The following is a 25,077-nucleotide window of genomic DNA, read 5'->3' as shown; positions in this document are numbered from 1 at the left end:
GTTCGAGGGGTATGGAGTGGAAAAATGGCTAAGGCTAAATTTGAGCGGAATAAACCGCACTGCAACATCGGCACCATCGGCCACGTTGACCATGGTAAGACGTCTCTGACGGCTGCTATCACGAAGACGCTGGCGAAAAGCGGCGGTGCTGACTTTAAAGCATACGATCAGATCGATGCTGCTCCTGAAGAACGCGCTCGTGGCATCACCATTTCCACGGCTCACGTGGAATACGAAACCGCGAAGCGTCACTACGCTCACGTGGACTGCCCCGGACACGCTGACTATGTGAAAAACATGATCACGGGTGCCGCTCAGATGGACGGCGCGATCCTGGTTGTGTCCGCAGCTGACGGCCCGATGCCGCAGACTCGTGAACACATCCTGCTTGCTCGTCAGGTTGGTGTGCCGGCTCTGGTTGTTTTCCTGAACAAGGTTGACCAGGTTGACGATCCGGAACTGCTTGAACTGGTTGAAATGGAAGTTCGTGAACTTCTGTCTTCTTACCAGTTCCCGGGTGACGAAATTCCGATCATCAAGGGTTCTGCTCTGGTGACGCTGGAAGATGGCGATCCGGAAGTTGGCGAAAACCGCGTTAAAGATCTGATGGACGCCGTTGACGCGTACATCCCGCAGCCGGAACGCCCTGTTGATCGTCCGTTCCTGATGCCGATCGAAGACGTGTTCTCCATCTCTGGTCGTGGTACGGTTGTGACCGGCCGTGTTGAGCGTGGCGTTGTGAACGTTGGTGATGAAGTTGAAATCGTGGGTCTTAAAGACACCGTGAAGACAACCGTTACCGGTGTTGAAATGTTCCGTAAGCTGCTTGATCGCGGTGAAGCAGGTGACAACATTGGTGCGCTGGTTCGTGGCACGAAGCGTGAAGACGTTGAACGTGGTCAGGTTCTTGCGAAGCCGGGTTCAATTACCCCGCACAAAAAGTTCAAAGCAGAAGCTTACATCCTGACGAAAGAAGAAGGTGGCCGTCATACGCCGTTCTTCACCAACTATCGTCCGCAGTTCTACTTCCGTACGACTGACGTAACAGGTGTTGTACACCTGCCGGAAGGCACGGAAATGGTTATGCCTGGCGATAACTGCGCCATGGATGTTGAACTGATCGCGCCGATCGCTATGGATGAAGGTCTCCGCTTCGCTATTCGCGAAGGTGGCCGCACCGTTGGTGCAGGTGTTGTGGCTTCTATCACCGAATAATTCGGATAGTAGCCTAGGACTGTATGGCCCCGGCTGAGTCAATCAGCCGGGGTCTTACTTGGCGGCCGGGTTTCCCCGGACAAGTAAAGTGTTGGACTAAGAAACAATGGACAACCAGAACATCCGCATTCGCCTGAAGGCGTACGATCACCGCGTGCTGGACAACAGCACAAAAGAGATCGTAAACACGGCGAAGCGTACGGGTGCGCGGGTTCGGGGTCCTATCCCGCTGCCGACGCATATCGAACGGTTTACGGTTAACCGTTCTCCCCACGTGGATAAGAAAAGTCGCGAGCAGTTCGAAATTCGGACTCATCGCCGCCTGCTCGATATTGTCGAGCCGACTCCGCAGACCGTGGACGCTCTCATGAAACTCGACCTCGCCGCTGGCGTGGATGTCGAGATCAAACTTTAAGGTCCAGACGATGCGCACCGGATTGATCGCAAAAAAGTTGGGCATGTCCCGACTGTTCAAGGAAGATGGCACGCATGTGCCTGTTACCGTCCTGCATGTTGATGATGTGCAGGTGGTGGACGTTCGTACTCAGGAACGGGATGGCTATACGGCTGTTCAGTTGGGTCTGGGCAAAGCCAAGGTAAAAAATGTCACCAAGCCGAACCGCGGCCATTTTGCCCGCACAAAGGTTGAGCCCAAAAAGGTTGTACGCGAATTTCGCGTGGCTGAAGATGCCGCGCTTGAGGTTGGCGCATCCCTTTCCGCTGCTCACTTTGTTGTAGGTCAGAAAGTGGACGTGACCGGCACCAGCAAGGGTAAAGGGTTCGCAGGCGCCATGAAGCGCTGGAACTTTGCTGGTCTTGAAGCCACACATGGTGTGTCTATTTCTCACCGTTCTCATGGTTCTACCGGTAACCGTCAGGATCCCGGCAAAACCTTCAAGAACAAAAAGATGGCAGGCCATCTGGGTGATGAACGCGTGACCACCCTGAATCTTGAAATTGCAGCGATCGATCCGGAAAAGAATCTGATCATGGTGCGTGGTTCCATTCCTGGAGCAAAAAACGGCACCGTGTTGATTCGTGATGCGATCAAAAAAGCCCGCCATGTCGATGCGCCTTATCCGGCCGCTCTCGTGACGGCGGAGGGCTGAGGTCATGGAAATCGAAATCAAAACGCTTGATAACGGCACTGCTGGTTCTGCTACGCTGCCGGATGAACTGTTTGCAGTCGCTCCGCGCGCAGATATCATGGCGCGTGTCGTGCATTGGCAGCTTGCAAAGCGCCGCGCAGGTACGCATCAGGTAAAAGGCATGGCTGACGTGTCTGGCACCACCAAGAAGCCGTATCGCCAGAAAGGCACAGGCAGCGCCCGTCAGGGGTCTCTGCGTGCACCGCAGTATCGTACCGGTGGTGTGGTCCATGGTCCGGTGTCTCGTGACCACGGATATGACCTGCCCAAGAAGGTGCGTCGTCTGGGCCTGATCTCTGCGCTTTCCCAGAAAGCTCAGGATGGCAAGCTGATTGTTCTGCAGTCTGCTTCCGGTGTGGCGCGCACAAGCGAACTGGCAGTCAAGCTGAAGACCCTCGGCCTGAAGTCCGCCCTCATTGTTGACGCTGCTGTTGATGAAGGCTTTGTTCGCGCTGCGCGCAACCTGCCCAAAATCGACGTTCTTCCGACGATCGGCGCCAACGTTTACGATATTCTTAACCACGAGGTTCTGGCCATTACCCAGGCTGGTCTCGAAGGTCTGAAGGAGCGCCTGGCATGACCAACATTCTTGCGCTGCGCAAGAAAGCCGAGCGTCTTTCTCGGGAAGCGATGTACGATATTGTTCGTGCGCCGCTGATCACGGAAAAGGCGACCGCGCTTTCTGAAAAAAATCAGGTTGTTTTCAAGGTTGCCATCACGGCTACCAAGCCTGAAATCAAAGTGGCAGTGGAAACACTGTTTGGCGTCAAGGTTGTTGGGGTGAACACCCTTGTCCAGAAGGGCAAGACCAAGCGCTTCAAGGGGCGTCTGGGACAGCGTTCTGACATCAAGAAGGCGTTCGTCCAGCTTGCGGAAGGTCAGTCCATTGACCTGACCGCCAAACTGGCGTGACGTGGGGTAGGAACAAATGGCACTGAAGCACTTTAATCCCGTCACGCCGAGCCTTCGCGGCACGGTTCTGATTGATCGCGCCGATCTGTGGAAAGGCAAGCCGGTCAAGCAGCTGACGGAAGGCAAGAACAAGACGGGTGGTCGTAACAACAACGGCCGTACGACTTCTCGTTTCCGTGGTGGCGGTCATAAGCAGTCTTATCGTTACGTAGACTTCAAACGGCGCAAGTTTGATGTGCTCGGCACGGTTGAGCGTCTGGAATATGACCCCAACCGTACGGCCTTCATCGCTCTGGTGAAGTATGAAGACGGTGAACTGGCATACATCCTGGCTCCGCAGCGTCTGAAAGTTGGCGATAACGTTATCGCTGGCACGCGCGTTGACATTAAGCCGGGTAACGCGATGCCGCTGGCCTCTATCCCGGTCGGCACCATCGTGCACAACATCGAACTGAAGCAGGGCGCTGGTGGCAAGCTGGCCCGTTCTGCAGGCACATATGCCCAGCTCGTTGGTAAGGACTCCGGTTACGCGCAGATCAAGCTGCAGTCCGGTGAACTGCGTGTTGTGCGTGGTGAATGCATGGCAACAATCGGTGCTGTGTCCAATCCGGACAACATGAACCAGCATCTGGGTAAAGCCGGTCGTGCTCGTTGGTTGGGGCGTCGTCCGCATAACCGCGGCGTTGTGATGAACCCGGTTGACCATCCGCATGGTGGTGGTGAAGGCCGGACATCCGGTGGTCGTCATCCGGTCACACCGTGGGGCAAGCCCACCAAAGGTTACAAAACTCGGGTCAACAAGCGTACGGACAGTCTGATTATCCGTCGTCGCAAGACCGGCAAGTAAGGGGCAATAGAAGATGGCACGTTCCGTCTGGAAAGGCCCGTTCGTCGACGGGTATCTGCTAAGCAAAGCTGAAGCGTCCCGCGCGTCGGGTCGTAATGAAGTGATCAAGATCTGGTCACGTCGTTCCACGATCCTTCCGCAGTTCGTTGGACTGACGTTCGGTGTTTACAATGGTCAGAAGTTCCTGCCTGTGCAGGTGACGGAGAATATGGTCGGGCACAAGTTCGGCGAATTTTCTCCCACCCGTACATTCCACGGGCACGGGGCCGACAAGAAGTCGAAGCGGGGCTAAAATGAGCAAGCCGAAACAGCCGCGCACGCTCGCGGAAACTGAAGCGCAGGCCGTTACGCGCAACATTCGGGTTAGTCCCCGCAAGTTGAACCTTGTTGCGGGTCTTATCCGCAACAAGCCGGCGTCTCAGGCAGTTGCCACTCTTACGTTCTCCAAGCGTCGTATCGCCCAGCAGGTCAAAAAGACCCTGGAAAGCGCGATTGCGAATGCAGAGAACAATCACCAGCTCGATGTTGACCAGCTGGTGGTAAAGACGGCTGAAGTTGGGAAGTCCATCGTGATGCGTCGCTTCCATGCACGTGGTCGTGGTCGTTCTGCCCGCGTGGAAAAATTCTTCAGCCACCTGAAGATCGTTGTTGCCGAACGGGCTCCCGAGCCTGAAGCAGCTTCTACTGAGCAGAAGGCGGCCTGAGGTATGGGACATAAAGTCAATCCGATCGGGCTGCGGCTCGGTATCAATCGCACGTGGGACAGCCGTTGGTACGCTGACGGTGATTATTCTCGCCTGCTGCACGAAGACCTGAAGCTGCGTGCGTTCCTGCGCCGCAAGCTTTCCGGCGCTGGTGTGTCTCGTGTTGTGATCGAACGTCCGGCCAAGAAGCCGCGCGTTACGATCTATGCAGCACGTCCTGGCGTGGTCATCGGCAAGAAGGGTCAGGATATTGACGCTCTGCGTAAAGAGCTGACCCGTATGGCTGGCACGGAAGTGGCGCTCAACATCGTTGAAATCCGTAAGCCGGAAATCGACGCAACGCTGGTGGCAGACAACATTGCCCAGCAGCTTGAACGCCGTGTTGCCTTCCGTCGCGCCATGAAGCGCGCTGTGCAGTCTGCCATGCGTCTTGGTGCGCAGGGTATCCGGATCAACTGTTCCGGTCGTCTGGGTGGTGCAGAAATCGCTCGTATCGAGTGGTATCGTGAAGGCCGCGTGCCGCTTCACACTCTGCGTGCCGATATCGACTACGGAACAGCTACTGCGAAGACCACCTACGGCACCTGCGGTGTAAAGGTATGGATCTTCAAAGGTGAGATTCTGGCGCATGACCCACTGGCTCAGGACCGCCGGGCGGCCGAACAGGCCCCTCAGCGCTGAGGCGAAGGATAGAAGACAATGCTTTCTCCAAAGCGTACTAAGTTTCGCAAGGCGCACAAAGGCCGTATTCACGGTCTTGCCAAAAGCGGAACCACGCTCAACTTTGGCACGTTCGGTCTGAAGGCTCTTCAGCCCGAACGCATCACCGCACGGCAGATCGAAGCGTCTCGTCGGGCCATTACCAGAGCGATGAAACGTGCTGGTCGCGTGTGGATTCGTATTTTTCCGGATCTTCCGGTCTCGACAAAGCCCGCAGAAGTGCGTATGGGCTCCGGCAAGGGATCACCTGAATACTGGGTGGCCCGTGTGAGGCCTGGTCGCATTCTGTTCGAAATCGAAGGTGTGCCGCCCGAAGTCGCGCGTGAAGCGCTGGCTCTCGGTGCAGCAAAGCTGCCGATCAAGACCAAGTTTGTGACCCGAATTGGAGATGCGTGAGATGGCAAAGGCAACAAAGCCAGCTGATCTGCGTGCCAAGACGTCAGACGAACTGAACGCGCTGCTTATCGAGCTCAAGCGCGAACAGCTCAATCTGCGTTTCCAGCAGGCAACCGGGCAGACCGAAGGCCAGAGCCGCGTTCGGGTGATCCGGCGTGAAATTGCGCGCATCAAGACGATTGTGGCGCAAAATGAGAAGACTGCGGCAGGTGCGAAAACATCTGCTGCCATTTCCTGAAGGGAGTTGGACGATGCCAAGGCGCGTCCTTACCGGGCGTGTGACCAGCGACAAGATGGACAAGACCGTAACGGTTCTTGTCGATCGTCGTGTCATGCATCCGCTGTATAAGAAGTTTATCCGTCGCTCCAAGAAGTACGCGGCGCACGACGAAGAAAACGTCTGCAAAGTTGGCGACACGGTGCGTATTATTGAGTGCCCCCCGGTTTCCCGGCGCAAGGCATGGGCTGTGGTTGCTCGCAATGGCGAGGCCGTAGACGCCTCTGCTGTCGGCGTGTCGGCGTAAGGTAAGGATATCTAGAACATGATCCATCCCGAGACCAACCTCGACGTAGCCGACAACTCCGGTGCGCGTCAGGTGCAGTGCATCAAGGTGCTGGGCGGCTCCAAGCGGAAGTCCGCCTCGGTCGGCGACGTGATCGTCGTATCTGTCAAGGAAGCCATCCCCCGCGGGAAGGTGAAAAAGGGCGACGTCCACCAAGCTGTTATCGTGCGTACTTCCTATCCGGTACGTCGTCCTGATGGCAGTGCTATCCGCTTTGACAAGAACGCCGCTGTGCTGATCAACAAGCAGCAGGAACCGATTGGTACCCGTATCTTCGGCCCGGTTGTTCGTGAGCTTCGTGCACGCAAGTTCATGAAGATCATCTCTCTGGCTCCGGAGGTGCTATAATAATGGCCGCTCGTATTAAAAAAGGCGATACGGTTGTTGTCATCAGCGGCTCCTCCAAGGGTGTTGAAGGTGAAGTTCTTTCTGTGCGTCCGGCAGAAAACCGCGCCATTGTGCGTGGCGTTGCTGTTGTGAAGCGTCACCAGAAAGCAACCCGTATGGGCGAAGAAGGTGGGATCATTTCCCGTGAAGCGCCTGTTCATCTTTCCAACCTGAAGCTGGTTGACCCGGCTTCCAAGAAGCCGACGCGTGTTGGTTTCCGTGTGCTGGAAGATGGCCGTAAAGTTCGTGTTGCCAAGGCAACCGGCGAAGTGATTGAAGGCTGAGGAGGCGAGAATGAGTGAGTCTAAGGGCGTTCGTTCCGTTCCTCGTTTTCAGGAACGCTATGAAAACGAACTGCGTGGCAAGCTGCGTGAGCAGTTCGGCTACAAAAACGTCATGCAGGTGCCGCGGCTTGAAAAAATCGTCCTGAACATGGGCGTTGGTGAAGCTGCTGGTGACCAGAAAAAGCTTGATGCAGCAGTTGCTGAAATGACGTTGATTGCTGGTCAGAAGCCGGTGAAAACCGTTGCCAAGAAGGCTATTGCGGGCTTCAAGATCCGTGAAGGTCTGCCGATCGGCTGTAAGGTTACGCTGCGCCGTGCCCAGATGTATGAATTCCTTGATCGTCTGGTGACGATTGCGATGCCGCGTATTCGCGACTTCCGCGGTCTGCCGGCTAACAAGGGTTTTGACGGGCGTGGTAACTTTGCCCTGGGTCTGAAAGAACAGATCGTCTTCCCGGAAATCGACTATGATAAGGTTGATGAAATCCGCGGTATGGACGTTGTGTTCGTGACCAGCGCAAAAACGGATGCGGAAGCTAAAGCGCTTCTGAAAGCGTTTGATCTTCCCTTTGCAGCCTAAGGGAAATCGTTTACCTGTCATCAGGTGTTGTTGTCTTGGAAAACCGTCGAAGGTTTTCGAAGGGTTCCGGAGGATAAAAATATATGGCTAAGACTTCTGCCATCACGCGGAATGCCAAGCGGGCTCGCATGTCTGCGCGTGACAAGGAAAAGCGTGCGGCGCTGAAGAATATTGTGATGGACCGCTCGCTTCCTGTGGAAGATCGGTTTGATGCGTCTTTGAAGCTGGCAGAGCTGCCGCGCAATGGGTCACGCGTTCGCGTGCGTTTGCGCTGCAAGCTGACGGGCCGGTCTCGCGGTAACTACCGTAAGTTTGAGCTGTGCCGTATTGCACTGCGTGATCTGGCTTCAAGTGGCCAGATTCCGGGCATGGTTAAAGCTAGCTGGTAAAGGCGCACAATGTCACTTTCTGATCCGCTGGGTGATATGCTCACCCGTATCCGTAACGCACAGCGTGCGCGCCATGCTGCCTGTGTGTCTCCGGCTTCTAACCTGCGTTCAAACGTTCTGGATGCTCTGCAGCGCGAAGGGTATATTCGTGGCTACAAGCGCGAAGAAGTGCGCAAGGGTATCGTTCAGCTTCATATCGAACTGAAATACTCTGAAGGTGAGCCGGTTATTAAGGAAATTCACCGCGTTTCCCGTCCGGGGCGTCGTGTTTATTCCAAAATCAAGGAGCTGCCGCGTGTATGCGCCGGGCTGGGTGTTTCCATCCTGTCCACGCCGCGTGGTGTTCTGTCCGATGTCGAGGCTCGCGCTGCCAATGTTGGCGGTGAAGTCCTCTGTCGCGTGTTCTGAGGAGGGATACATGTCACGTGTAGGCAAATATCCCGTTGACGTTCCCGCGGGTGTGACTGTCTCGATTGCAGACGGTGTTTTCAAGGCCAAGGGCAAGCTGGGTGAACTTTCCGTTCCCCTGTCTTCTCACATTGAGGCTGAAATTGCAGAAGGTAAGGTCGCCGTTCGTCCGGTGAACGACGCTGCGCAGGCTCGTATGATGTGGGGTACCACGCGCGCTTTGATCGCCACGGCCGTCAAGGGTGTGTCTGAAGGCTTCTCGAAAGCTCTGGAAATCAACGGCACCGGTTATCGTGCTGCCGTCCAGGGCTCCAACCTTGTGATGAACCTCGGTTTCTCTCACGACGTGGTCTATCCGATCCCGCAGGGCATCAAGATCTCCACGCCGCGTCCGACCGCTATTCTTGTCGAAGGGATCGACAAGCAGCGTGTAGGGCAGGTTGCTCTTGATATTCGCAGCTACCGCAAGCCGGAACCCTACAAGGGCAAGGGCGTGCGTTATGAGACGGAAACCATTCGCCGCAAGGAAGGCAAGAAGAAATAATGAGCACTCAGCAGGAACTGCGGAATCGGCGGCGGGATCGTCTCCGTTTTCAGCTCCGTCGCAAGGCTGGTGGTCGTCCGCGTCTGTCGGTCTTCCGGTCTGGCAAGAACATTTATGCGCAGGTCATTGATGACGTGCAGGGGCGTACCCTCGCTGCTGCTTCCAGCCTGGATAAAGAGCTGCGTGAAGATCTGAAGACAGGTGCCAACAAAGACAGCGCTGGCGCTGTTGGTAAGTTGGTTGCCCAGCGTGCTGTTGCCGCTGGTGTCTCTCAGGTTGTGTTCGATCGTGGGGCATATCTTTATCATGGGCGCGTGAAGGCGCTGGCGGAGGCTGCCCGCGAGGGCGGTCTCTCCTTCTGAGGAAAGGATCACGTAATGGCTCGTGAACCAAGAGAAGGCGGTCGAGGCGGCCGTGATCGTGAACGCGAAGGCGATGAACTGGTAGATAAACTGGTTACCATCAATCGTGTTGCGAAGGTTGTTAAGGGCGGTCGGCGTTTTGCATTTGCAGCGCTGGTTGTTGTTGGTGACCAGAAGGGGCGTGTTGGCTACGGTGCAGGTAAGGCGCGTGAAGTGCCGGAAGCGATCCGTAAGGCGACGGAACGTGCCAAGCGCGGCATGATCCGCGTGCCGATGAAGGAAGGCCGCACCCTGCATCACGATGTTGCTGGTCACTTCGGGGCTGGTAAGGTTGTGCTGCGCTCGGCTGAAGCCGGGACGGGGATCATCGCTGGTGGTCCGATGCGTGCCGTTTTTGAAAGCTTGGGCATCAACGATGTGGTTGCGAAGTCCCTCGGGACCCGGAACCCGCACAACATGGTGAAGGCAACATTTGATGCTCTTGCCCGCTGTGCCAGCCCACGCTCCGTAGCGAACCGTCGCGGTAAGAAGGTTGCAGAAATCTTCGGTAAGCGCGACCAGGCCGCTTCAGTTGGGGAGGCTGCAGATGCCTGAGACAAAAACCTTCAAGGTTGTCCAGATTGCGTCCGGTAATGGACGCAAGCCTGGCCAGAAAGAAACCCTGATTGGTCTTGGCTTGAACAAGATTGGTCGTGAGCGGGTTCTTGAAGACACCCCTTCAACACGCGGTATGGTCCGTAAAGTGGCCCACCTTGTGAAGGTGGAGGATTGATATGAATCTGAATGAGCTTCGCGATAACGACGGTGCTCGTTATCGTAAAAAGCGGCTTGGCCGCGGTATCGGCTCCGGCAAGGGCAAGACTTCCGGTAAAGGTGTGAAGGGGCAGAAAGCGCGTGAAGGCGTTTCCCTGAACGGCTTTGAAGGTGGTCAGCTGCCGATCTATCGTCGTCTGCCGAAGCGTGGCTTCAAGAACATCTTCCGTAAGGTCTATGCGCCGGTTAACCTCGGTGCAGTTGAAAAGGCTCTTGCAGATGGTAAGCTTGATGCCGGTGCAGCGGTGACGGAAGAACTGCTGAAGAAAGCTGGTCTTGTTGGCACTGGTAAATATGCTGGCGTGCGCATTCTGGGAGAAGGCGAACTGACACGTGCTGTCACGTTTGAAGTCTCTGGCGCTTCTGCTTCCGCAGTTGCAGCTGTCGAAAAGGCTGGAGGATCTGTTAAGATTCTTGCGCCGAAAGCAGCCGAAGCCAGCGCATCCTAATGCGAATGGAAGAGGGCAGGGTCATAGCTGTCCTCTTCTGGTCTGTTTTTCCAGAGATGTTCTGGTTTAACTTTTAGACTATCATGCCAGCGTCCCGCATTATGTGGTGACGCTGTTTGTGTGAAAGGACGGATGCATGGCTTCCGCGGCCGAACAGTTGGCTGCCAACTTTAATGTGGGCTCCTTCGCCAAGGCAACCGAACTCAAAAAGCGGATTTGGTTTACCCTTGGTGCGCTGATTATTTACCGTCTTGGTACGTACATTCCTGTTCCGGGAGTGGATGCCACGGTCATGGGGCAACTGCTTGCGCAGCATCAGGGCGGTATATTGGGCATGTTCAATATGTTTACTGGTGGTGCTCTGGGCCGTATGACGGTTTTTGCCCTGAACATCATGCCTTATATCTCTGCATCCATTATTGTGCAGTTGATGTCTACAGCGGTTCCGTCTCTCGAAGCGCTGAAGAAGGAAGGCGAGCAGGGGCGTAAGAAGCTCAATCAGTACACGCGCTATCTGACTGTTTTTATTGCTTTGTTTCAAGCTTACGGCATTGCTGTGGGGCTTGAAAATATGCATAGCGCTGCCGGTGCAGCAGTGGTGAGCCCAGGCGTTTTCTTCCTTACATCCTGTGTCATCACCCTTGTGGGTGGCACGATGTTTCTGATGTGGCTTGGTGAGCAGATTACATCGCGTGGGGTAGGGAATGGTATTTCCCTGATCATCTTTGCGGGGATTGTGGCCAACCTGCCGCAAGCTTTGGCGAGCTTGTTCCAGCTTGGTTATACGGGTGCGCTTTCACCCTTCTTCGTTCTGGTGTTTCTGGTGCTGGCAGCTATCACGATCACGTTCATCGTGTTCATGGAGCAGGCTCAGCGTCGCGTGGTTATTCAGTATCCCAAGCGCCAGATGGGACAGAGGATGTTTGGAGGCGATACCACTCATATGCCTCTGAAGGTCAATACCGCCGGGGTTATTCCGCCGATTTTTGCGTCTTCCGTACTGCTGATTCCGGTCACTATTTCGGGTTTCATGAACGGTAAGTCCATGCCGGGGTGGCTCTCTTTCCTAGGTGAGGAACTCGGGCAGGGGCAGCCGCTTTACATGCTGTTCTACGCCGCCATGATTGTGTTCTTTTCTTACTTTTACGCGGCGGTAACGTTTAATCCGACGGAGACGGCGGATAATCTGCGCAAGCAGGGAGGCTTCATTCCCGGTATCCGTCCCGGAGCCGCCACAGCTGCCTACTTTGATAAGATTCTGACCCGCCTGACGACAATCGGGGCGGCATATATGGTGCTGGTTTGTCTTCTGCCGCAGATACTCATCAGCCATTACAATGTGCCGTTTTACTTTGGTGGGACCAGTCTGATTATTATCGTCTCGGTTACGATTGATACGGTCACGCAGGTGCAGTCGCATCTTGTGGCGCATCAGTACCAGGGACTGATGCGTCGCTCTCGGGGCGGTAAGAAACAGAGGATCATCCGGCGATGAACATTATTTTTCTGGGGCCGCCCGGAGCAGGAAAGGGAACCCAGTCCAAACGTTTGGAAGAACGGTATGGGCTGGTGCAGATCTCGACTGGCGATATGCTGCGGACAGAAGTGGCGCGTGGGTCGGATATCGGCAAGCAGGCCAAAAGCCTGATGGATGCCGGGCGCCTGGTGCCAGACGAGCTGATCATCGCCATGCTGAAGTCACGGATAGAGCAGCCAGATTGTGTGAAAGGATTCATCCTGGATGGATTCCCACGCACAACCGGACAGGCAGAAGCGTTGGATACAATGCTGAAGGCCGACAACAAGAAGATTGATGTCGTTCTGTTTCTGGATGTGGATGAGGACATTCTGGCGGATAGAATCTCTGGCCGCTTTACGTGTGCGCAGTGTGGGGCGACCTACAATGAAGTCTCCAACCCTCCCAAGAAGGAAGGTGAGTGTGACGCATGTGGGAGCCACGAATTCAAGCGTCGGGCGGATGATCGGCGGGAGACGGTCGTTGAACGTCTTAAGGAGTATCGGAAACTGACTGCGCCGATTCTTCCATTCTACGAAAAAACCGGTCGTCTTTATAAAATTAACGGCATGTTGCCGGCTGCCGAAGTTACTGCGCAAATTGAAGCAGTTATGGCTGGACAGTGATCGATCACGAAAAAGTGATCCGTTTTCGTTGACTTGTGCGGGTGGCCGGTATATTTCGCGGCCACTGAGTGAAATCTGCTTCCGGTGGCGGAGGCTATGAGTGTTCGCCCTTTTTGGGTGAACCCGACAGGAGTGTAAGGCGTGGCACGTATTGCCGGCGTGAATGTCCCGACAAACAAACGGGTTGTTATCGGGCTTCAGTATATCTACGGGATTGGCGCAACCAAGGCTGACCAGATTTGTAAATCTGCTGGTATTCCTGAAGCGAAGCGCGTGAATGAACTGAGCGACGACGAAATCATGAAGCTGCGTGAGCTGATTGATATCCAGTATCGCGTTGAAGGCGATCTGCGTCGTGAAGTGGCGATGAACATCAAGCGTCTGATGGATCTGGGCTGCTACCGCGGTCTGCGTCATCGTCGTGGCCTGCCTGTGCATGGTCAGCGGACGCACACCAACGCCCGTACCCGCAAGGGGAAGGCTGTTGCGATTGCAGGCAAGAAGAAAGCCACACGCTAATCCGATTTGTTGAAGTTTTCCGGATGGCTTTAGCGGGCTTCTGGGCAGGGACTGAGGTAGAAAAATTATGGCGAAAGCCGCTACACCGCGTATTCGTAAAAAAGAGCGCAAGAACATTATTTCCGGCGTGGCACACGTTCTGTCCACGTTCAATAACACCATGATCACCATCTCTGATGCCCAGGGGAATGCTATTTCCTGGTCTTCCGCCGGTGCTCAGGGGTTCAAGGGCTCTCGTAAGTCCACGCCGTATGCTGCACAGGTTGCGGCTGAAGACGCTGGTCGTAAGGCTCGCGAACACGGCATGGAAACGCTGGAAATTGAAGTTTCCGGTCCTGGGTCAGGCCGTGAAAGCGCACTGCGTGCTCTGCAGGCAGTTGGGTTCTCCATCACGTCCATCCGTGACATGACGCCGGTGCCGCACAACGGCTGCCGTCCGCGCAAGCGTCGTCGCGTCTAAGGATTGAAAGTGTGCGGTTATCTTATGGTAACCGCCGTCTTTTGGTTTGTTTATTAATGTTCAGAGAAATCGCTGCTTCAGCAGTGGTTTTTCATATTGAAAGGCCGGTACCTTGGTCCTTCAGAAAAACTGGCAATCTCTGATCAAGCCCGAAAAGCTTGAAGTCGAATCCGGAGTGGAGCCGACACGTATTGCAACGGTTGTTGCCGAGCCGCTGGAACGTGGTTTCGGGATGACCCTGGGTAACGCCCTGCGTCGCGTGCTTCTGTCTTCCCTGCAAGGGGCAGCAGTGACCGCCGTGCAGATTGATGGCGTTCTGCATGAGTTCTCGTCTGTTGCTGGCGTGCGCGAAGATGTGACGGACATCGTCCTGAACATCAAACAGCTTGCGCTGCGTATGCATGGCGAAGGCCCGAAGCGCATGGTGCTGACGGCAACTGGCCCTGGCGAGGTTCGCGCCGGGCAGATCCAGACAGGCCATGATGTTGAAATCATGAACCCGGATCTGGTGATCTGCACGCTGGATGATGGTGTGAAGCTAGGAATGGAATTTGTGGTTGGTATGGGCAAGGGCTATGTGCCTGCTGCTGCAAACCGCCCGGAAGATGCGCCGATCGGTCTTATCCCGGTTGATGCCATCTATTCCCCGGTTAAGCGCGTGTCTTACAAGGTTGAGCCGACCCGTGTTGGTCAGGTAACTGACTATGACAAGCTGCTGCTGACGGTGGAAACCAACGGTGCGATCACGCCGGAAGATGCGGTTGCACTTGCTGCCCGAATCCTGCAGGATCAGCTACAGTTGTTCATCAACTTTGATGAGCCGCGCCCGGTTCAGGCGGAAGAACCGCAGGATGATCTGCCGTTCAACCGTAACCTGCTGCGTAAGGTTGATGAGCTTGAATTGTCTGTTCGTAGTGCAAACTGCCTGAAGAACGACAATATCATCTATATTGGGGACCTGGTCCAGAAGAGCGAGCAGGAAATGCTGCGGACTCCGAACTTCGGCCGCAAGTCTCTGAACGAGATCAAGGAAGTCCTGACCTCCATGGGGCTTTCTCTCGGTATGAATGTGCCGGCTTGGCCGCCGGAAAATATTGAAGATCTGGCAAAACGGCTTGATGAGCCGTTCTAAGCCCACTTCTTAGGACTAGGAACTGAACTATGCGTCACCGTATTGCCGGCCGAAAGCTCGGCGTTACCTCTTCTCACCGCGCTGCCATGTTCCGTAACATGGCTGTTGCTCTGCTCAAGCACGAGCAGATCACCACCACGCTGCCGAAGGCAAAAGAACTTCGCCCGGTTGTGGAAAAGCTGATCACGCTGGGCAAGCGTGGTGATCTGCACGCTCGTCGTCAGGCATTCGCTATGCTGCGTGACGATGTGATCGTGAAGAAGCTGTTTTCTGCTATTGCAGAACGTTACAAAGGCCGCACGGGTGGTTACTCTCGTGTCATGCGTGCCGGCATGCGTTATGGCGATGCCGCAGACATGGCTGTGATTGAACTGGTTGATCGCGATGTTAGCGCGAAGGGCCAGGACAGCGGCCCCCGTCCGGAAGCGACGGAAACGCAGGATCTGGCAGCTTAAGTCAAGCTGACGGTTTTGCAGGGAGCCGCCCCGCGGCTCCCTTTTGCCTTTTTAGGCGTGTCGTTCTCAGGTATGAACGATTGAGACAACACTGGATGTCGAGTTTGGCTCCGTCCCTTGTTGTTGGGTGAGATCTTCCAGATCTGTCTAATCCGCCTGCTAGCGCGGTGCCCGAACAAAAATCTTTTTCTGACGGACCGGGTGAGCACTCCCGCCATGGTTCGTGTTGATGATGAGCCCGAAGCCGGCACAATGAGGTGCTGGATATGCGTGCCATCATCGCATGTAAGGAGAGCATGTAGATGCAGACAGCAACGCAACAGGAAGCGCAGAACCTTATAGACCGAATAGGCATACCTCGGCCATTGCTTTGGGGCTTTGTCGGGCTTTTGCTCTTCATGATCGGGGACGGGGTTGAAGCCGGGTATCTGGCACCGTTCCTTGAAAGTCAGGGGCAATCATCAACACGCGTTGCTCTGCTGTTTACTGTTTATGGTGTTGCTGTTTCCATCTCTTCCTGGCTCTCCGGCCCGTTGTCTGACATGTGGGGACCCAAGAAGGTCATGTGGACCGGACTTTGGATCTGGGGCATTTTTGAAGTTCTGTTTCTGGTCCTTGGGCTCCAGCCGAACAACTATAGCATGATGATTGTGGCATACACGGCCCGCGGGTTGGGGTATCCGCTGTTTGCTTATGGTTTTCTGGTCTGGATTGCAGCTGCCACGCCTGCGCGGCAGCTTGGTTCTGCTGCCGGCTGGTTCTGGTTCGCGTTTTCTGGTGGGTTGCCCACGCTGGGATCACTGTTCGCCAGCTTTGCTATTCCGCGCATTGGGGAAATGGGAACATTCTGGTCTTCTCTGGCGCTGGTTATGGCCGGTGGTTTTGTGGCTCTGTTGTGCACGCATGAACCCAGTGGTTCGAAGCGCCTGAGCCCGCCGGATGTAACGTTGAAGCAGGCCATGTTTGGTTCCATCAGCATTATCTGGCGTGAACCAAAAACGGCTATTGCCGGCCTTGTTCGGACGATCAACACGTCGTCTGAATATGCTTTCCTGGTGATTATGCCGGGCGTGTTCACCAAGCTGGTTGGCTTTTCTCTGGAACAGTGGCTGCAATTGCTGTCAATCGTGTTCCTGAGCAACATTATCTTCAATCTGTTGTCCGGTATTCTGGCTGACCGCTTGGGTCCGCGTACCGTTGTGGCTGTTGGCGGTGGCCTTGGTGCTGCTATCTGTGTACCGCTTTTCTATTACGTTCCGCTGTCCATGCCGCACAATTTCCCGATTGCCGCCGCCATGGGGGTTCTGTATGGCGCGTCTCTGGCCGCGTTTGTGCCGCTGTCCGGTTTGATGCCGCAGGTGTGCCCGAAGGAAAAAGCAGCAGCTCTTTCCATTCTGGGTCTTGGGGCGGGTGCCAGTACGTGGGTTGGTCCAGCAATTGTGACATGGTTTCAGGGTTCTGTTGGTACGGCAGGTGTCATCTGGATCTTCAGCGGTCTGTATGTCCTCTCTGCCCTCATGACAATGGCGATCACGGTTTCTCCAGAAGCGCGGGCTTACACGCGGGAGGCTGAACGGGCTCAATCCCAGTTAGATAAGGAAGCTGCAATGCATGCGGCGGGTGGTCAGTAAAAGCTGATTCCAGAAAGGCCGGATTACCCGGCTTTCTGGATGCGTAAATTTCAGGAAGGTGCATGGAGTAACGCTCCGTGCACCTTTTTTATGTTTGGGCGGGAAGCGGCTTTGCCGCCTTGGGCCTACAAGATCGCGCAGTCTTAAATACGAGATCATTTCCGAAATTAGGTAGTGTGTAGAAAATTCAATCCCTATTTTGGTTTGTGATATTGACACTTTCTGGCATTTAATCACCCTTGAGAAGATAGATTAAACCATCTTTCCATACAGGGGATGAAATGAAACGGCTCTTTTCCAGACTGATGATGCTGGGAGGCATAGCGCTTGCCGCACTGTCAACGCCTGCTCAGGCAGGAACTCCGGTTCGAGTAGGATATATTCCTGTGCTGGGGTCATCTGCGCTGTTTGTGGTGGATGGAGAGGGCTGGGCCAAGGATGCAGGACTGGATCTTCAACTGGTGCGGTTTACGTCCGGCCCGCAGGCTATTCAGGCCCTGGTTTCCGGAAGGATTGATGCGTATGTGGCGGGGGTGCTGCCTCTTCTTCAGGCACGTGCTCATGGTTCTGATGTGAAGGTGGTAACTGCGGCCTCCGTTGAGGAACTGGAGGTTGTGGCGCGTGGGGCACTGGCAAACCAGCTTCCCAAGGATCAGGAAGGCGGGTTTTCACCTGAAGTCGTGAAGAATTCGTTTGCGGCGTTCACGAAAGAAAAGGGCCATTTGCCCCGCATTGCTGCCCAACCTATGGGCTCAGTGCCTGATAGCCTGTTGCGTTTCTGGTTGCAGAAGCAGGTAGGGCTCTCTTCGCTTCCCACCACTGTCAGCATCGTGGGGGTGGATATTGATGCTGCACAACAGGCCTTTCTTGCCAACGCGGTTGATGCTGCCGTGTTGCGTGAGCCTGCTTTAACCGTGGTAAGAAGCCGCCTGCCAGATGTAAGGACGCTAGCAACGGGGCATGATCTCCTGCCGGATCAGCCGGGTTCTGTTTTAGCCATTGTTAAACCCGATGCGGTTGATCGGCAGGTATGGGCCAAACAACTCGCCTCCCTGTTTATTCGTGCAACCACGCTGCTTTCCTCTCACCCTGACGATGCCGCTCCCTTTGTGACAAAGGCGCTGGGCGGTGGCATTCTGAACGAAGATGTTATGAAGAAGGCGCTGGAACGGTCAGCCGCGCGCTTTATCAGCGATCCAACCCGCATTATTGAGGGTGTGCGTCAGTTGCAGGACTTTGAAGTGGAACAGGGCTTGCTTCGAAAGGCGCAACAGGTGGATGATCTGTTCGATCTTGATTTGTGGCGGCAACTGAAACAGTGATACGGTCTTTGTCTAAACGAAACCGGCTGCTTTTGTCAGCAGTCGGTTTATTTGTATTTTTTGGATTATGGGAAGCATCGGTCAGGGCGGGTTTTCTGCCATCGGGCATGGTGCCAGCACCAAGCTCCTTATGGCAGGCATGGCTGGATGAAGTTCATGGCGGGTTCTGGCAGCAGGCTATTCTGGACAGTCTGAGCCATTACAGCCTCGGGTTGCTGGTCGGGTCCGTTTTCGGAGCATTGCTTGGTTTGCTGTGCGGCATGGTTGCCGTGGTGGACGGTTTGCTGGAAGGGGTGGTGAGGCTTCTGCGGCCAGTGCCGGGGCTGGCTTGGGTTCCATTTGCTATTTTGTGGTTTGGCCTCAACACGGCGGGCGCCACATTTGTTATCGCCATATCGGTCTTCTGGATCAATTTTTACGCCGCTTACGCAGCAGTACGCGGTGTTGATCCCGAATTTTATGAACTGGCGGCCGCTTTTGGCCATGGTGGATTTTGGGGGCGTCTGTTCAAGGTTGTATTGCCCGCTTCTGCACCCGGTTTGATGGCGGGATTGAGAACTGGTCTGGGGCAGGGGTGGATGTCTGTCGTGGCAGCAGAGCTGTTTGGCGTCCCCGGTATTGGGGCGCGTATGATGCAGGCTTCCAGTCTGCTGGCAACGGATGTGGTGGTGGTCTACATGCTTACCATGGCACTGTTATATGCATTGACCGATTTTCTGTTTGGCTTTGTAAGCTCTTATGTTTTGCGGTGGCAGCCATGAGTGTTACCGATAGTGTCGCCTGTCTTGAAGATGTGGGGCTTTCCCATGATGGTGGCCAGACTTTTATTTTGCGGCATGTCAGTCTTTCCTTGCTAAAAGGCGAGTTTGTCGCATTGCTCGGGCCATCCGGCGTTGGTAAGTCGACTTTGCTGCGGGTTTTCATGGGGTTGAGCAATCCCACGGAAGGGCAGGTAACGGAAGCGAGCCAGAGTGCTGCGGGTGTTGCAGCAGGGCAGCGTGAGGCCGGAAAGCGTCGGGCTCAGGCGCTCGTCTTTCAGGATGCGCGTCTCATGCCGTGGCGCAGTGTGCTGGGCAACGTGATGTTCGGTCTGGAAGGTCTGGCGCTTACGCGCAAGGAAAAGCAGGCTCGTGCGCTGGCGGCGTTGCGGCTGGTCGGGCTTGAAGAGGCAGCGGAGCGTTGGCCGCGACGGCTTTCGGGTGGCCAACGTCAACGTGTAGGCGTGGCGCGGGCTTTGACTGTGGACCCGGATCTGCTGTTGATGGATGAACCGTTTGGCGCGCTGGACCCCATAACGCGGAGCGCTCTTCAGGATGAACTGCTGAAAATCTGGCAGCAGACGCACAAGACCGTCCTTTTTGTCACGCATGACATAGAAGAGGCCATGAAACTGGCCACACGTATTGTCGTTCTTTCAGGATCGCCTGCAGGTATTACAGGAGAGTTAAAAGTAGAAGCGGGCCAGAAAGATCCTCATTCCTCAGCTTTCAAGATCTATACCGCCCGGCTGCGCGCCATGATTGCGGGAGAGGCAGATCCGGGTGGAGCACCCTACTGGCATTCTGCGGAAATCTGACGGTTTTCGTAAGAAATTTGCCTTGTCCGTGCATCTCTGTGCATGAGAGTGCGTTAGAAGACGTAACGATAAGGAGTGTGCGTGATGAGTGACGAAAACGACATTCAGTACAAGCTGGAAGAAGGCATTGGCCGTGTGCAGGATGGCGCGGAAAGCCTGCGGGACAAAGCGTCTGATACCATAGAGGATCTGACCTGCAACAAAGGGTGCGCTGCGGTACAGGCAGTGCGCGATGTTGTAGCGGATCAGCCTGTTGTGTCCGTTGTTGTGGCGGGGATCACCGGGTTTTTGCTAGGTGCGCTGTGTGCCAGAAAACTCTGATTTGTTAGAAAAATTTCTATAAATTTCTTTACGTAGAGGAGAATCAATTATGTTGAAGCTGGCATTATTTTTCTTGGTCATTTCCATTATTGCGGGCCTATTCGGGTTTGGCGGAATTTCTTCTGCAGCCGCAGGAATGGCGAAAATTCTGTTCTTTATCGCAATTGTCCTGTTTGTTGTTTTTCTGGTGGTCGCTTTGCTTGCTGGGCGTGCAATAACCAAGTAGTCATTTTTCTATTTTTTGTTGAGAATCAAGCTCTCGTCTGTAAAGGCGAGAGCTTTTTTATTGCTTTTGTTCTTGCGATATAAACGGCGCACAATAAAAAGAAGGGCAAAGCCGACCTAATTGTTTGTATTTAAAAAACATATCATGCCTGATTTTGTGTGTGGTGCTACCCGAATGATGCGCTGTTTTTTACTCCGTAGTTAGAACATAACATAGAGAGAAAAGAAGGTGTGAGAGGTATTCCAGTCAATAAAGATGTGTTTTGTATTAATTTCATCTTGTTATATCATTTTTAATAAATAAATTACTCTTTATATATTTGAAGGATTTAAATGAGAACTATTCGGGTCTGGTTTCAGGGTCGGTTTGTGCGAGGAATGTAACTTTACAAAAATACCTTGCCTGCGTAAAAAAGCGGAGATTTTTATTTACATTTATGTTTGGATGCTTTTGTGAAATCTCTCAAGGGGAATAATGTGACATTCTCAGGCCTTGAAACAGACCAACGTGTTTTGATTTGTAGTGGTGGTCGGTACGAATCTCAGGCAAATGCCCAGATTCGGGAATCTATTATGGATGGTTGGGCCGAATGTATTGGGGCGGAGAATGTAACGGCTGTCCATATTAGTGGTGCAGCAGCATCTATTGCTCAACTTAAACCAACTATTGTCTTCTCTATTGGCTCTTATCTTCCAGAAAGCATCTATTTTGGAGAAGTCAGCCGTGAAGCCAAGAAGGTCGGGGCTACCACGGTTTTCTGGGCCACAGAAGATCCTTACGAACAGGACGCCAATTACCGTATTACAGACGATTTTGACGTTATTTTTTCCTGTGATCGCTGGGGTTCGAATTTTTATCAGCGTGGAAGAGTATATCATCTTCCTCTGGCAGCAAGCCGTGAACTGCACTATGCGCCCGTCATGGATGAAACGAACAGGAACATTGATGTTCTGTTCTGTGGTGTCGCTTTTACAAGCCGTAAAGACATTGTTCGCAACCTCATGCCGTCTTTGCGTCGATTAAACATTCGTATCATCGGTCCGGGTTGGGGGGAGTTCGGCGTCGGATTTTCAGATGCCCGGATCGAAAAACATCAGTTGGTTGAACTGTATCAGCGTTCTAAAATTGTGCTGAACCTTGGGCGCTCCCTGCACTTTGAAAACAAGCGCTTCATGATCTCGCCTTCCACGCCGGGGCCTCGTACATTTGAAGCGGCTGCGGCTGGCGCATTTCAGATTTTCCATGAAGATACCTATGAACTTCGCCGTTATTTCACGGCTGATGAGATCCCGACATTTTCGAACAAGCGGGACTTTGATGAGTTGATTGAAACTTTTCTGGATGATCCCGACCGGCGATTGGAGGTTGCCCAGCAGGCTCAGAAACGGACGCTGGAAGAACATACCTACGGAAACCGTATTCAGGATGTTCTTTCCATTCTCCGCCAAGAACAGCTTATTGCATAATTGGGTTGGGCGCGGGGGACCGGTATGTTCCCCGTTTTCCGATACGGGCTGCGGCAGGCCCTACATGATCTGAGGTTGGGTATTTAATTATATGGGCTTGAATGATGGTTCACTCTGATAACAGGAAGAGTTTTGATTGGAGTGAATTCAACTTCGATTGGTATAAAAGAAAATATAGAACCGTCTTGGATTTTTTAAATACGACCTCAGACGATGATATTAAAGAATTTTATGAGCAATATGGGGGGGCGTTACAGCATTCCCCAAACCCGTTCTTTGATGAAAAATGGTACACGGAGCGGTATCCCGACGTAAGGGAGCGCATTTGTTCTGGGGAATTTAAATCCGGATTTGATCATTACTGCAAAGTCGGATTTTGGGATAAAAGCCCGCATTGGCTGTTTGATGAGGACTATTATCGGCGGAAATTTCTGGATTTCCCCCGTGAAGAAATTGAAAAAAATGGGTTCAGGAATGGCTATGACCATTACCTTAAGCAGGGCAGTCGTCTCAACTGTCCGTCTTCTCCTTTTTTTGATCCCATTGTCTTTCTGGCTGAAGTCCCGGATTTTGTAGTTGAGCCAGACGAAGGCGCTTATATCAGCTTTCTCAAGGGATTTCCTGATAATACTCTGAATGACAAAAAGCTTTCATGGTATTTTGATCCGGTCTGGTATCAGGAAAATTATCCTGATGTGGAACGCTCTGCTGTTAACTGGCAGGGGCCGCTCCACCATTATCTGACAAATGCCACGCCAGAAGCGTTCAATCCCAACGCTTTTTTCTCCGAGCAATTCTACGCTCAGGCCTATGAAGACGTGGCTGGTGCAGTCAAGCATGGTGCGTTTAGAAACTGTTATGAGCATTTTGTAAAAAATGGTCAGTACGAACTGCGTCAGCCCGCCAGAGACGTCAATCTTAGAGTTTATGCAGAAAATCCTAAAATAAAAAGCGAAATCGCGTCACAACGGTATCCCAGTTTTTTTGTTCATTACATGGTGCATGGTGGTGTTGTGGAAGAAGGAGGATATTCTTCAGAGGAACGGGAGTTTATTTCCAAAGCTGTTTATCAGGAAATGTGCCGTATCCGTCTCCCTCTTCTTTTGCGGGGTGGGCTTGATTTCTCTTGTGATCAGCCAGAGCTGAGCGTGATTATGGTGGCGCATAATAATTTCGCCATGACGATGACTGCGCTTTACTCGCTGCGAGAGAATTACAGTGGTCAAATACAGGTTGTTCTTGTTGATTCCGGTTCATCCGATGAAATTCGCCATATCGAGCGGTATGTTCGTGGGATCAATGTTATCAGAACATTAGGGAATGTTGGATTCTTACAGGGGTGTAACGCTGCACTCAAGCACGTCGAGGCTGATTTCACCCTTTACCTGAATAATGATCTTGAATTGATGCCTCGGGCCATTGAGACGGCATTGGCACGATTTGTAAAAGAACCTCAGGCAGGTGGCGTAGGGGCCAAACTTGTGCGCACAAACGGTCTCTTGCAGGAGGCGGGAAGCATCATTTGGAAAAATGGGTCTGTCTGCGGCTACCTGCGAGATGAATTGCCTGACAGCCCGGAAGCTAACTATGTTCGCTCGGTTGATTTTTGTTCCGGTGCGTTTCTTGTGGTCAGAACGGATCTCCTGCGTCGGCTGAATGGTTTCCTGGAAGATTATGCGCCAGCTTATTTTGAGGAAACAGATCTTTGCGTTCGTATACGTGAGCTGGGTTGGGATGTTGTTTATGACCCTGGCGTCGTGATCCTTCATTATGAATATGGCACATCTGGTAATACAGAAAGTGTTCATATGATGCAGAGGAACCAGGGCCTCTTTATTGAGAAGAACGCAAATTATATTGCTACCCGCTATCCAAGAAATGCCCAGAAAGACCTGCTGGCCCGGTCTGCGCGTGCTTTTGAGAAAAAGGTTCTGTTTCTGGAGGATTTTCTGCCCTTCAGGCATCTAGGGTCAGGTTTTACCCGGTCCAATGATATCATGACAGTCATGGTGCGGGACCTGAACTGTCATGTCACAGTCTATCCTATTTTTCGCCCGCTCAGTATAACGGAAGATATATATACAGGCTTTCCCGATCGGGCGGAAGTTATGTGGAACAAGGGGCTTGAGGATCTGGTCGGGTTCCTCAATTCCCGTCCCGGATATTATGATGTCATCTGGATCGCGCGCACGCATAATCTGGACAGGCTGGCTCCCGTGTTTGCGGAATGTGCCGGGGCGCTGGCAGGTAGCCGCATTGTTCTGGACACAGAAGCTGTGGCCGCACCGCGCGATCTGCAAAAATGGGTTTTGAAAGGCGAAACACCGCAGCATAATCTGGATGAACTTCTGCAAAAGGAGTTCCGGTCCGCCTGGTTTGTGAACCGCTTTGTGGCCGTTAATCAGAAGGACGCCACCATCCTGCGCCGTCTGGGGCATAGGGATGTACATGTGCTGGGCCATTTGCAACAGGCTCACCGCTTTACACCCAGCTTCAAGGAGCGGCGCGATATTCTGTTCATTGGTGCGATACATGATGCAGATTCGCCTAATCTAGATTCACTTATCTGGTTCGTAAGCGAGGTTCTCCCGAAACTGGATGACAGGCTGCCGCCGGATGTAAAATTTCGGATTTGCGGTTATTTGAATCCTGAAGTGGATGTCTCTCGCCTGGTTCTCAACCCACGAGTTGAGATTGTGGGGCGTGTAAATGAGGTGACGCCATATTATGATACGCACCGTATCTTTGTGGCGCCTACACGGTTTGCCGGTGGCATACCCTATAAAATTCATGAGGCCGCAGCGCATGGTTTGCCAATTGTGGCGTCTGATATCCTGTGCGAGCAGGTTGGCTGGCAGGCTGGAGAAGATATGCTGGCTCCGGCAACAGGAAACGCCGCTTCTTTTGCTGACGCAATAGTGTCGCTTTATGATGAACGGGAGTTATGGCAGAAGTTGCGCTACAATGCTTTGCGCCGTATCGCGCGCGAAAATAACGCGGAGGCTTATACCGCTGAGATCAGAAATATTCTGTCTCAATTTTCCCAACAGTCTGGCAATGAGGTTGAAGGCTTTTCTCTAACGTCATAAAATCAGTTCCAAAGAAG

36 protein-coding genes are annotated in these 25,077 nt (G+C 53.5%); all 36 read left to right on the top strand.

The window, feature by feature from the left end; all coding sequences use genetic code 11:
• Window positions 1-24 precede the first annotated feature (24 nt).
• Window positions 25-1,215, top strand: coding sequence for an elongation factor Tu (gene tuf, locus QWU00_RS01685; RefSeq protein WP_035377667.1), 1,191 nt, complete (start codon window positions 25-27; stop codon window positions 1,213-1,215).
• 106 nt (window positions 1,216-1,321) lie between these two features.
• Window positions 1,322-1,630, top strand: a complete 309-nt coding sequence (rpsJ, locus tag QWU00_RS01680; protein ID WP_007282720.1) for a 30S ribosomal protein S10 — start codon at window positions 1,322-1,324, stop codon at window positions 1,628-1,630.
• A 10-nt stretch (window positions 1,631-1,640) separates the two neighbouring features.
• Entirely contained in the window at window positions 1,641-2,324 is a 684-nt protein-coding gene (gene rplC, locus QWU00_RS01675) for a 50S ribosomal protein L3 (RefSeq protein ID WP_006557756.1), read from the top strand.
• Window positions 2,325-2,328: 4 nt separating this feature from the next.
• A complete protein-coding gene (gene rplD, locus QWU00_RS01670; protein WP_006557757.1) occupies window positions 2,329-2,943 on the top strand; it encodes a 50S ribosomal protein L4 in 615 nt (204 codons plus the stop codon).
• Window positions 2,940-3,275, top strand: a complete 336-nt coding sequence (locus QWU00_RS01665) for a 50S ribosomal protein L23 (RefSeq protein WP_035377669.1) — start codon at window positions 2,940-2,942, stop codon at window positions 3,273-3,275. The genes rplD and QWU00_RS01665 overlap by 4 nt, the downstream gene beginning before the upstream one ends.
• A 16-nt stretch (window positions 3,276-3,291) precedes the next feature.
• A complete protein-coding gene (gene rplB / locus QWU00_RS01660) occupies window positions 3,292-4,122 on the top strand; it encodes a 50S ribosomal protein L2 (RefSeq protein ID WP_006557759.1) in 831 nt (276 codons plus the stop codon).
• 13 nt (window positions 4,123-4,135) lie between these two features.
• Complete coding sequence (gene rpsS, locus QWU00_RS01655; RefSeq protein ID WP_006557760.1) at window positions 4,136-4,414, top strand: 30S ribosomal protein S19; 279 nt, start codon at window positions 4,136-4,138, stop codon at window positions 4,412-4,414.
• Between the two features lies 1 nt (window position 4,415).
• A complete protein-coding gene (gene rplV / locus QWU00_RS01650; RefSeq protein ID WP_006557761.1) occupies window positions 4,416-4,826 on the top strand; it encodes a 50S ribosomal protein L22 in 411 nt (136 codons plus the stop codon).
• 3 nt (window positions 4,827-4,829) lie between these two features.
• Window positions 4,830-5,507, top strand: a complete 678-nt coding sequence (gene rpsC, locus QWU00_RS01645) for a 30S ribosomal protein S3 (RefSeq protein ID WP_006557762.1) — start codon at window positions 4,830-4,832, stop codon at window positions 5,505-5,507.
• An 18-nt stretch (window positions 5,508-5,525) separates the two neighbouring features.
• Window positions 5,526-5,942, top strand: a complete 417-nt coding sequence (rplP, locus tag QWU00_RS01640; protein WP_006557764.1) for a 50S ribosomal protein L16 — start codon at window positions 5,526-5,528, stop codon at window positions 5,940-5,942.
• Between the two features lies 1 nt (window position 5,943).
• Window positions 5,944-6,180, top strand: a complete 237-nt coding sequence (gene rpmC / locus QWU00_RS01635; protein WP_006557765.1) for a 50S ribosomal protein L29 — start codon at window positions 5,944-5,946, stop codon at window positions 6,178-6,180.
• A gap of 13 nt (window positions 6,181-6,193) precedes the next feature.
• Window positions 6,194-6,466, top strand: coding sequence for a 30S ribosomal protein S17 (gene rpsQ, locus QWU00_RS01630; RefSeq protein WP_035377670.1), 273 nt, complete (start codon window positions 6,194-6,196; stop codon window positions 6,464-6,466).
• Between the two features lie 18 nt (window positions 6,467-6,484).
• The gene (gene rplN, locus QWU00_RS01625; protein ID WP_006557767.1) at window positions 6,485-6,853 is read left to right on the top strand and encodes a 50S ribosomal protein L14; all 369 of its coding nucleotides are present in this window, start codon (window positions 6,485-6,487) and stop codon (window positions 6,851-6,853) included.
• Between the two features lie 2 nt (window positions 6,854-6,855).
• On the top strand, window positions 6,856-7,176 hold the full coding sequence (gene rplX / locus QWU00_RS01620; RefSeq protein ID WP_006557768.1) for a 50S ribosomal protein L24: 321 nt from the start codon (window positions 6,856-6,858) through the stop codon (window positions 7,174-7,176).
• 10 nt (window positions 7,177-7,186) lie between these two features.
• On the top strand, window positions 7,187-7,756 hold the full coding sequence (gene rplE, locus QWU00_RS01615) for a 50S ribosomal protein L5 (RefSeq protein WP_035377673.1): 570 nt from the start codon (window positions 7,187-7,189) through the stop codon (window positions 7,754-7,756).
• 83 nt (window positions 7,757-7,839) lie between these two features.
• Window positions 7,840-8,145, top strand: coding sequence for a 30S ribosomal protein S14 (rpsN, locus tag QWU00_RS01610; RefSeq protein WP_035377675.1), 306 nt, complete (start codon window positions 7,840-7,842; stop codon window positions 8,143-8,145).
• A gap of 9 nt (window positions 8,146-8,154) precedes the next feature.
• On the top strand, window positions 8,155-8,553 hold the full coding sequence (gene rpsH, locus QWU00_RS01605; protein ID WP_035377678.1) for a 30S ribosomal protein S8: 399 nt from the start codon (window positions 8,155-8,157) through the stop codon (window positions 8,551-8,553).
• A 10-nt stretch (window positions 8,554-8,563) separates the two neighbouring features.
• Window positions 8,564-9,097, top strand: coding sequence for a 50S ribosomal protein L6 (gene rplF, locus QWU00_RS01600; RefSeq protein ID WP_006557772.1), 534 nt, complete (start codon window positions 8,564-8,566; stop codon window positions 9,095-9,097).
• Entirely contained in the window at window positions 9,097-9,459 is a 363-nt protein-coding gene (gene rplR, locus QWU00_RS01595) for a 50S ribosomal protein L18 (protein WP_035377679.1), read from the top strand. Before rplF ends, rplR begins: the two co-directional genes overlap by 1 nt.
• 15 nt (window positions 9,460-9,474) lie before the next feature.
• On the top strand, window positions 9,475-10,053 hold the full coding sequence (rpsE, locus tag QWU00_RS01590; protein WP_035377681.1) for a 30S ribosomal protein S5: 579 nt from the start codon (window positions 9,475-9,477) through the stop codon (window positions 10,051-10,053).
• A complete protein-coding gene (rpmD, locus tag QWU00_RS01585; RefSeq protein WP_006557775.1) occupies window positions 10,046-10,231 on the top strand; it encodes a 50S ribosomal protein L30 in 186 nt (61 codons plus the stop codon). The genes rpsE and rpmD overlap by 8 nt, the downstream gene beginning before the upstream one ends.
• A gap of 1 nt (window position 10,232) precedes the next feature.
• Window positions 10,233-10,721 (top strand): 50S ribosomal protein L15, encoded by a 489-nt coding sequence (gene rplO, locus QWU00_RS01580; RefSeq protein WP_035377683.1) that lies wholly within the window; start codon window positions 10,233-10,235, stop codon window positions 10,719-10,721.
• Window positions 10,722-10,857: 136 nt separating this feature from the next.
• Window positions 10,858-12,216: a preprotein translocase subunit SecY gene (gene secY, locus QWU00_RS01575; RefSeq protein WP_035377685.1), complete on the top strand. Its 1,359-nt coding sequence runs from the start codon at window positions 10,858-10,860 to the stop codon at window positions 12,214-12,216.
• On the top strand, window positions 12,213-12,863 hold the full coding sequence (locus tag QWU00_RS01570) for an adenylate kinase (protein WP_035377687.1): 651 nt from the start codon (window positions 12,213-12,215) through the stop codon (window positions 12,861-12,863). Before secY ends, QWU00_RS01570 begins: the two co-directional genes overlap by 4 nt.
• Before the next feature lie 141 nt (window positions 12,864-13,004).
• Window positions 13,005-13,382: a 30S ribosomal protein S13 gene (gene rpsM, locus QWU00_RS01565; RefSeq protein WP_035377689.1), complete on the top strand. Its 378-nt coding sequence runs from the start codon at window positions 13,005-13,007 to the stop codon at window positions 13,380-13,382.
• 67 nt (window positions 13,383-13,449) lie between these two features.
• On the top strand, window positions 13,450-13,842 hold the full coding sequence (gene rpsK, locus QWU00_RS01560; protein ID WP_006557780.1) for a 30S ribosomal protein S11: 393 nt from the start codon (window positions 13,450-13,452) through the stop codon (window positions 13,840-13,842).
• A gap of 112 nt (window positions 13,843-13,954) precedes the next feature.
• Window positions 13,955-14,974: a DNA-directed RNA polymerase subunit alpha gene (locus tag QWU00_RS01555; RefSeq protein ID WP_006557781.1), complete on the top strand. Its 1,020-nt coding sequence runs from the start codon at window positions 13,955-13,957 to the stop codon at window positions 14,972-14,974.
• Window positions 14,975-15,003: 29 nt separating this feature from the next.
• The gene (rplQ, locus tag QWU00_RS01550; protein ID WP_006557782.1) at window positions 15,004-15,429 is read left to right on the top strand and encodes a 50S ribosomal protein L17; all 426 of its coding nucleotides are present in this window, start codon (window positions 15,004-15,006) and stop codon (window positions 15,427-15,429) included.
• A gap of 302 nt (window positions 15,430-15,731) precedes the next feature.
• The gene (locus QWU00_RS01545; RefSeq protein WP_035377691.1) at window positions 15,732-17,060 is read left to right on the top strand and encodes an MFS transporter; all 1,329 of its coding nucleotides are present in this window, start codon (window positions 15,732-15,734) and stop codon (window positions 17,058-17,060) included.
• Between the two features lie 281 nt (window positions 17,061-17,341).
• Window positions 17,342-18,382 (top strand): ABC transporter substrate-binding protein, encoded by a 1,041-nt coding sequence (locus QWU00_RS01540; protein WP_035377693.1) that lies wholly within the window; start codon window positions 17,342-17,344, stop codon window positions 18,380-18,382.
• 107 nt (window positions 18,383-18,489) lie between these two features.
• Window positions 18,490-19,143 carry an ABC transporter permease gene (locus QWU00_RS01535; RefSeq protein WP_392388286.1) on the top strand — a complete coding sequence of 218 codons (654 nt, stop codon included), beginning with the start codon at window positions 18,490-18,492 and terminating at the stop codon, window positions 19,141-19,143.
• Window positions 19,131-19,958 (top strand): ABC transporter ATP-binding protein, encoded by an 828-nt coding sequence (locus QWU00_RS01530; RefSeq protein WP_231551548.1) that lies wholly within the window; start codon window positions 19,131-19,133, stop codon window positions 19,956-19,958. The genes QWU00_RS01535 and QWU00_RS01530 overlap by 13 nt, the downstream gene beginning before the upstream one ends.
• Window positions 19,959-20,042: 84 nt before the next feature.
• Window positions 20,043-20,279, top strand: coding sequence for a hypothetical protein (locus QWU00_RS01525; protein ID WP_035377699.1), 237 nt, complete (start codon window positions 20,043-20,045; stop codon window positions 20,277-20,279).
• A 49-nt stretch (window positions 20,280-20,328) separates the two neighbouring features.
• Window positions 20,329-20,505: a DUF1328 domain-containing protein gene (locus QWU00_RS01520; RefSeq protein WP_035377701.1), complete on the top strand. Its 177-nt coding sequence runs from the start codon at window positions 20,329-20,331 to the stop codon at window positions 20,503-20,505.
• 476 nt (window positions 20,506-20,981) lie between these two features.
• Window positions 20,982-21,971: a CgeB family protein gene (locus QWU00_RS01515; protein WP_045542307.1), complete on the top strand. Its 990-nt coding sequence runs from the start codon at window positions 20,982-20,984 to the stop codon at window positions 21,969-21,971.
• Between the two features lie 185 nt (window positions 21,972-22,156).
• Window positions 22,157-25,060 carry a glycosyltransferase gene (locus tag QWU00_RS01510; protein ID WP_231551549.1) on the top strand — a complete coding sequence of 968 codons (2,904 nt, stop codon included), beginning with the start codon at window positions 22,157-22,159 and terminating at the stop codon, window positions 25,058-25,060.
• Window positions 25,061-25,077: the final 17 nt, after the last annotated feature.

It is taken from the genome of Acetobacter tropicalis, from assembly GCF_030644465.1.
GTDB classification, from domain to species: domain Bacteria; phylum Pseudomonadota; class Alphaproteobacteria; order Acetobacterales; family Acetobacteraceae; genus Acetobacter; species Acetobacter tropicalis.
Note: the sequence above shows the minus strand (reverse complement) of the source record. Positions and strands in the feature narration are given on the sequence as shown.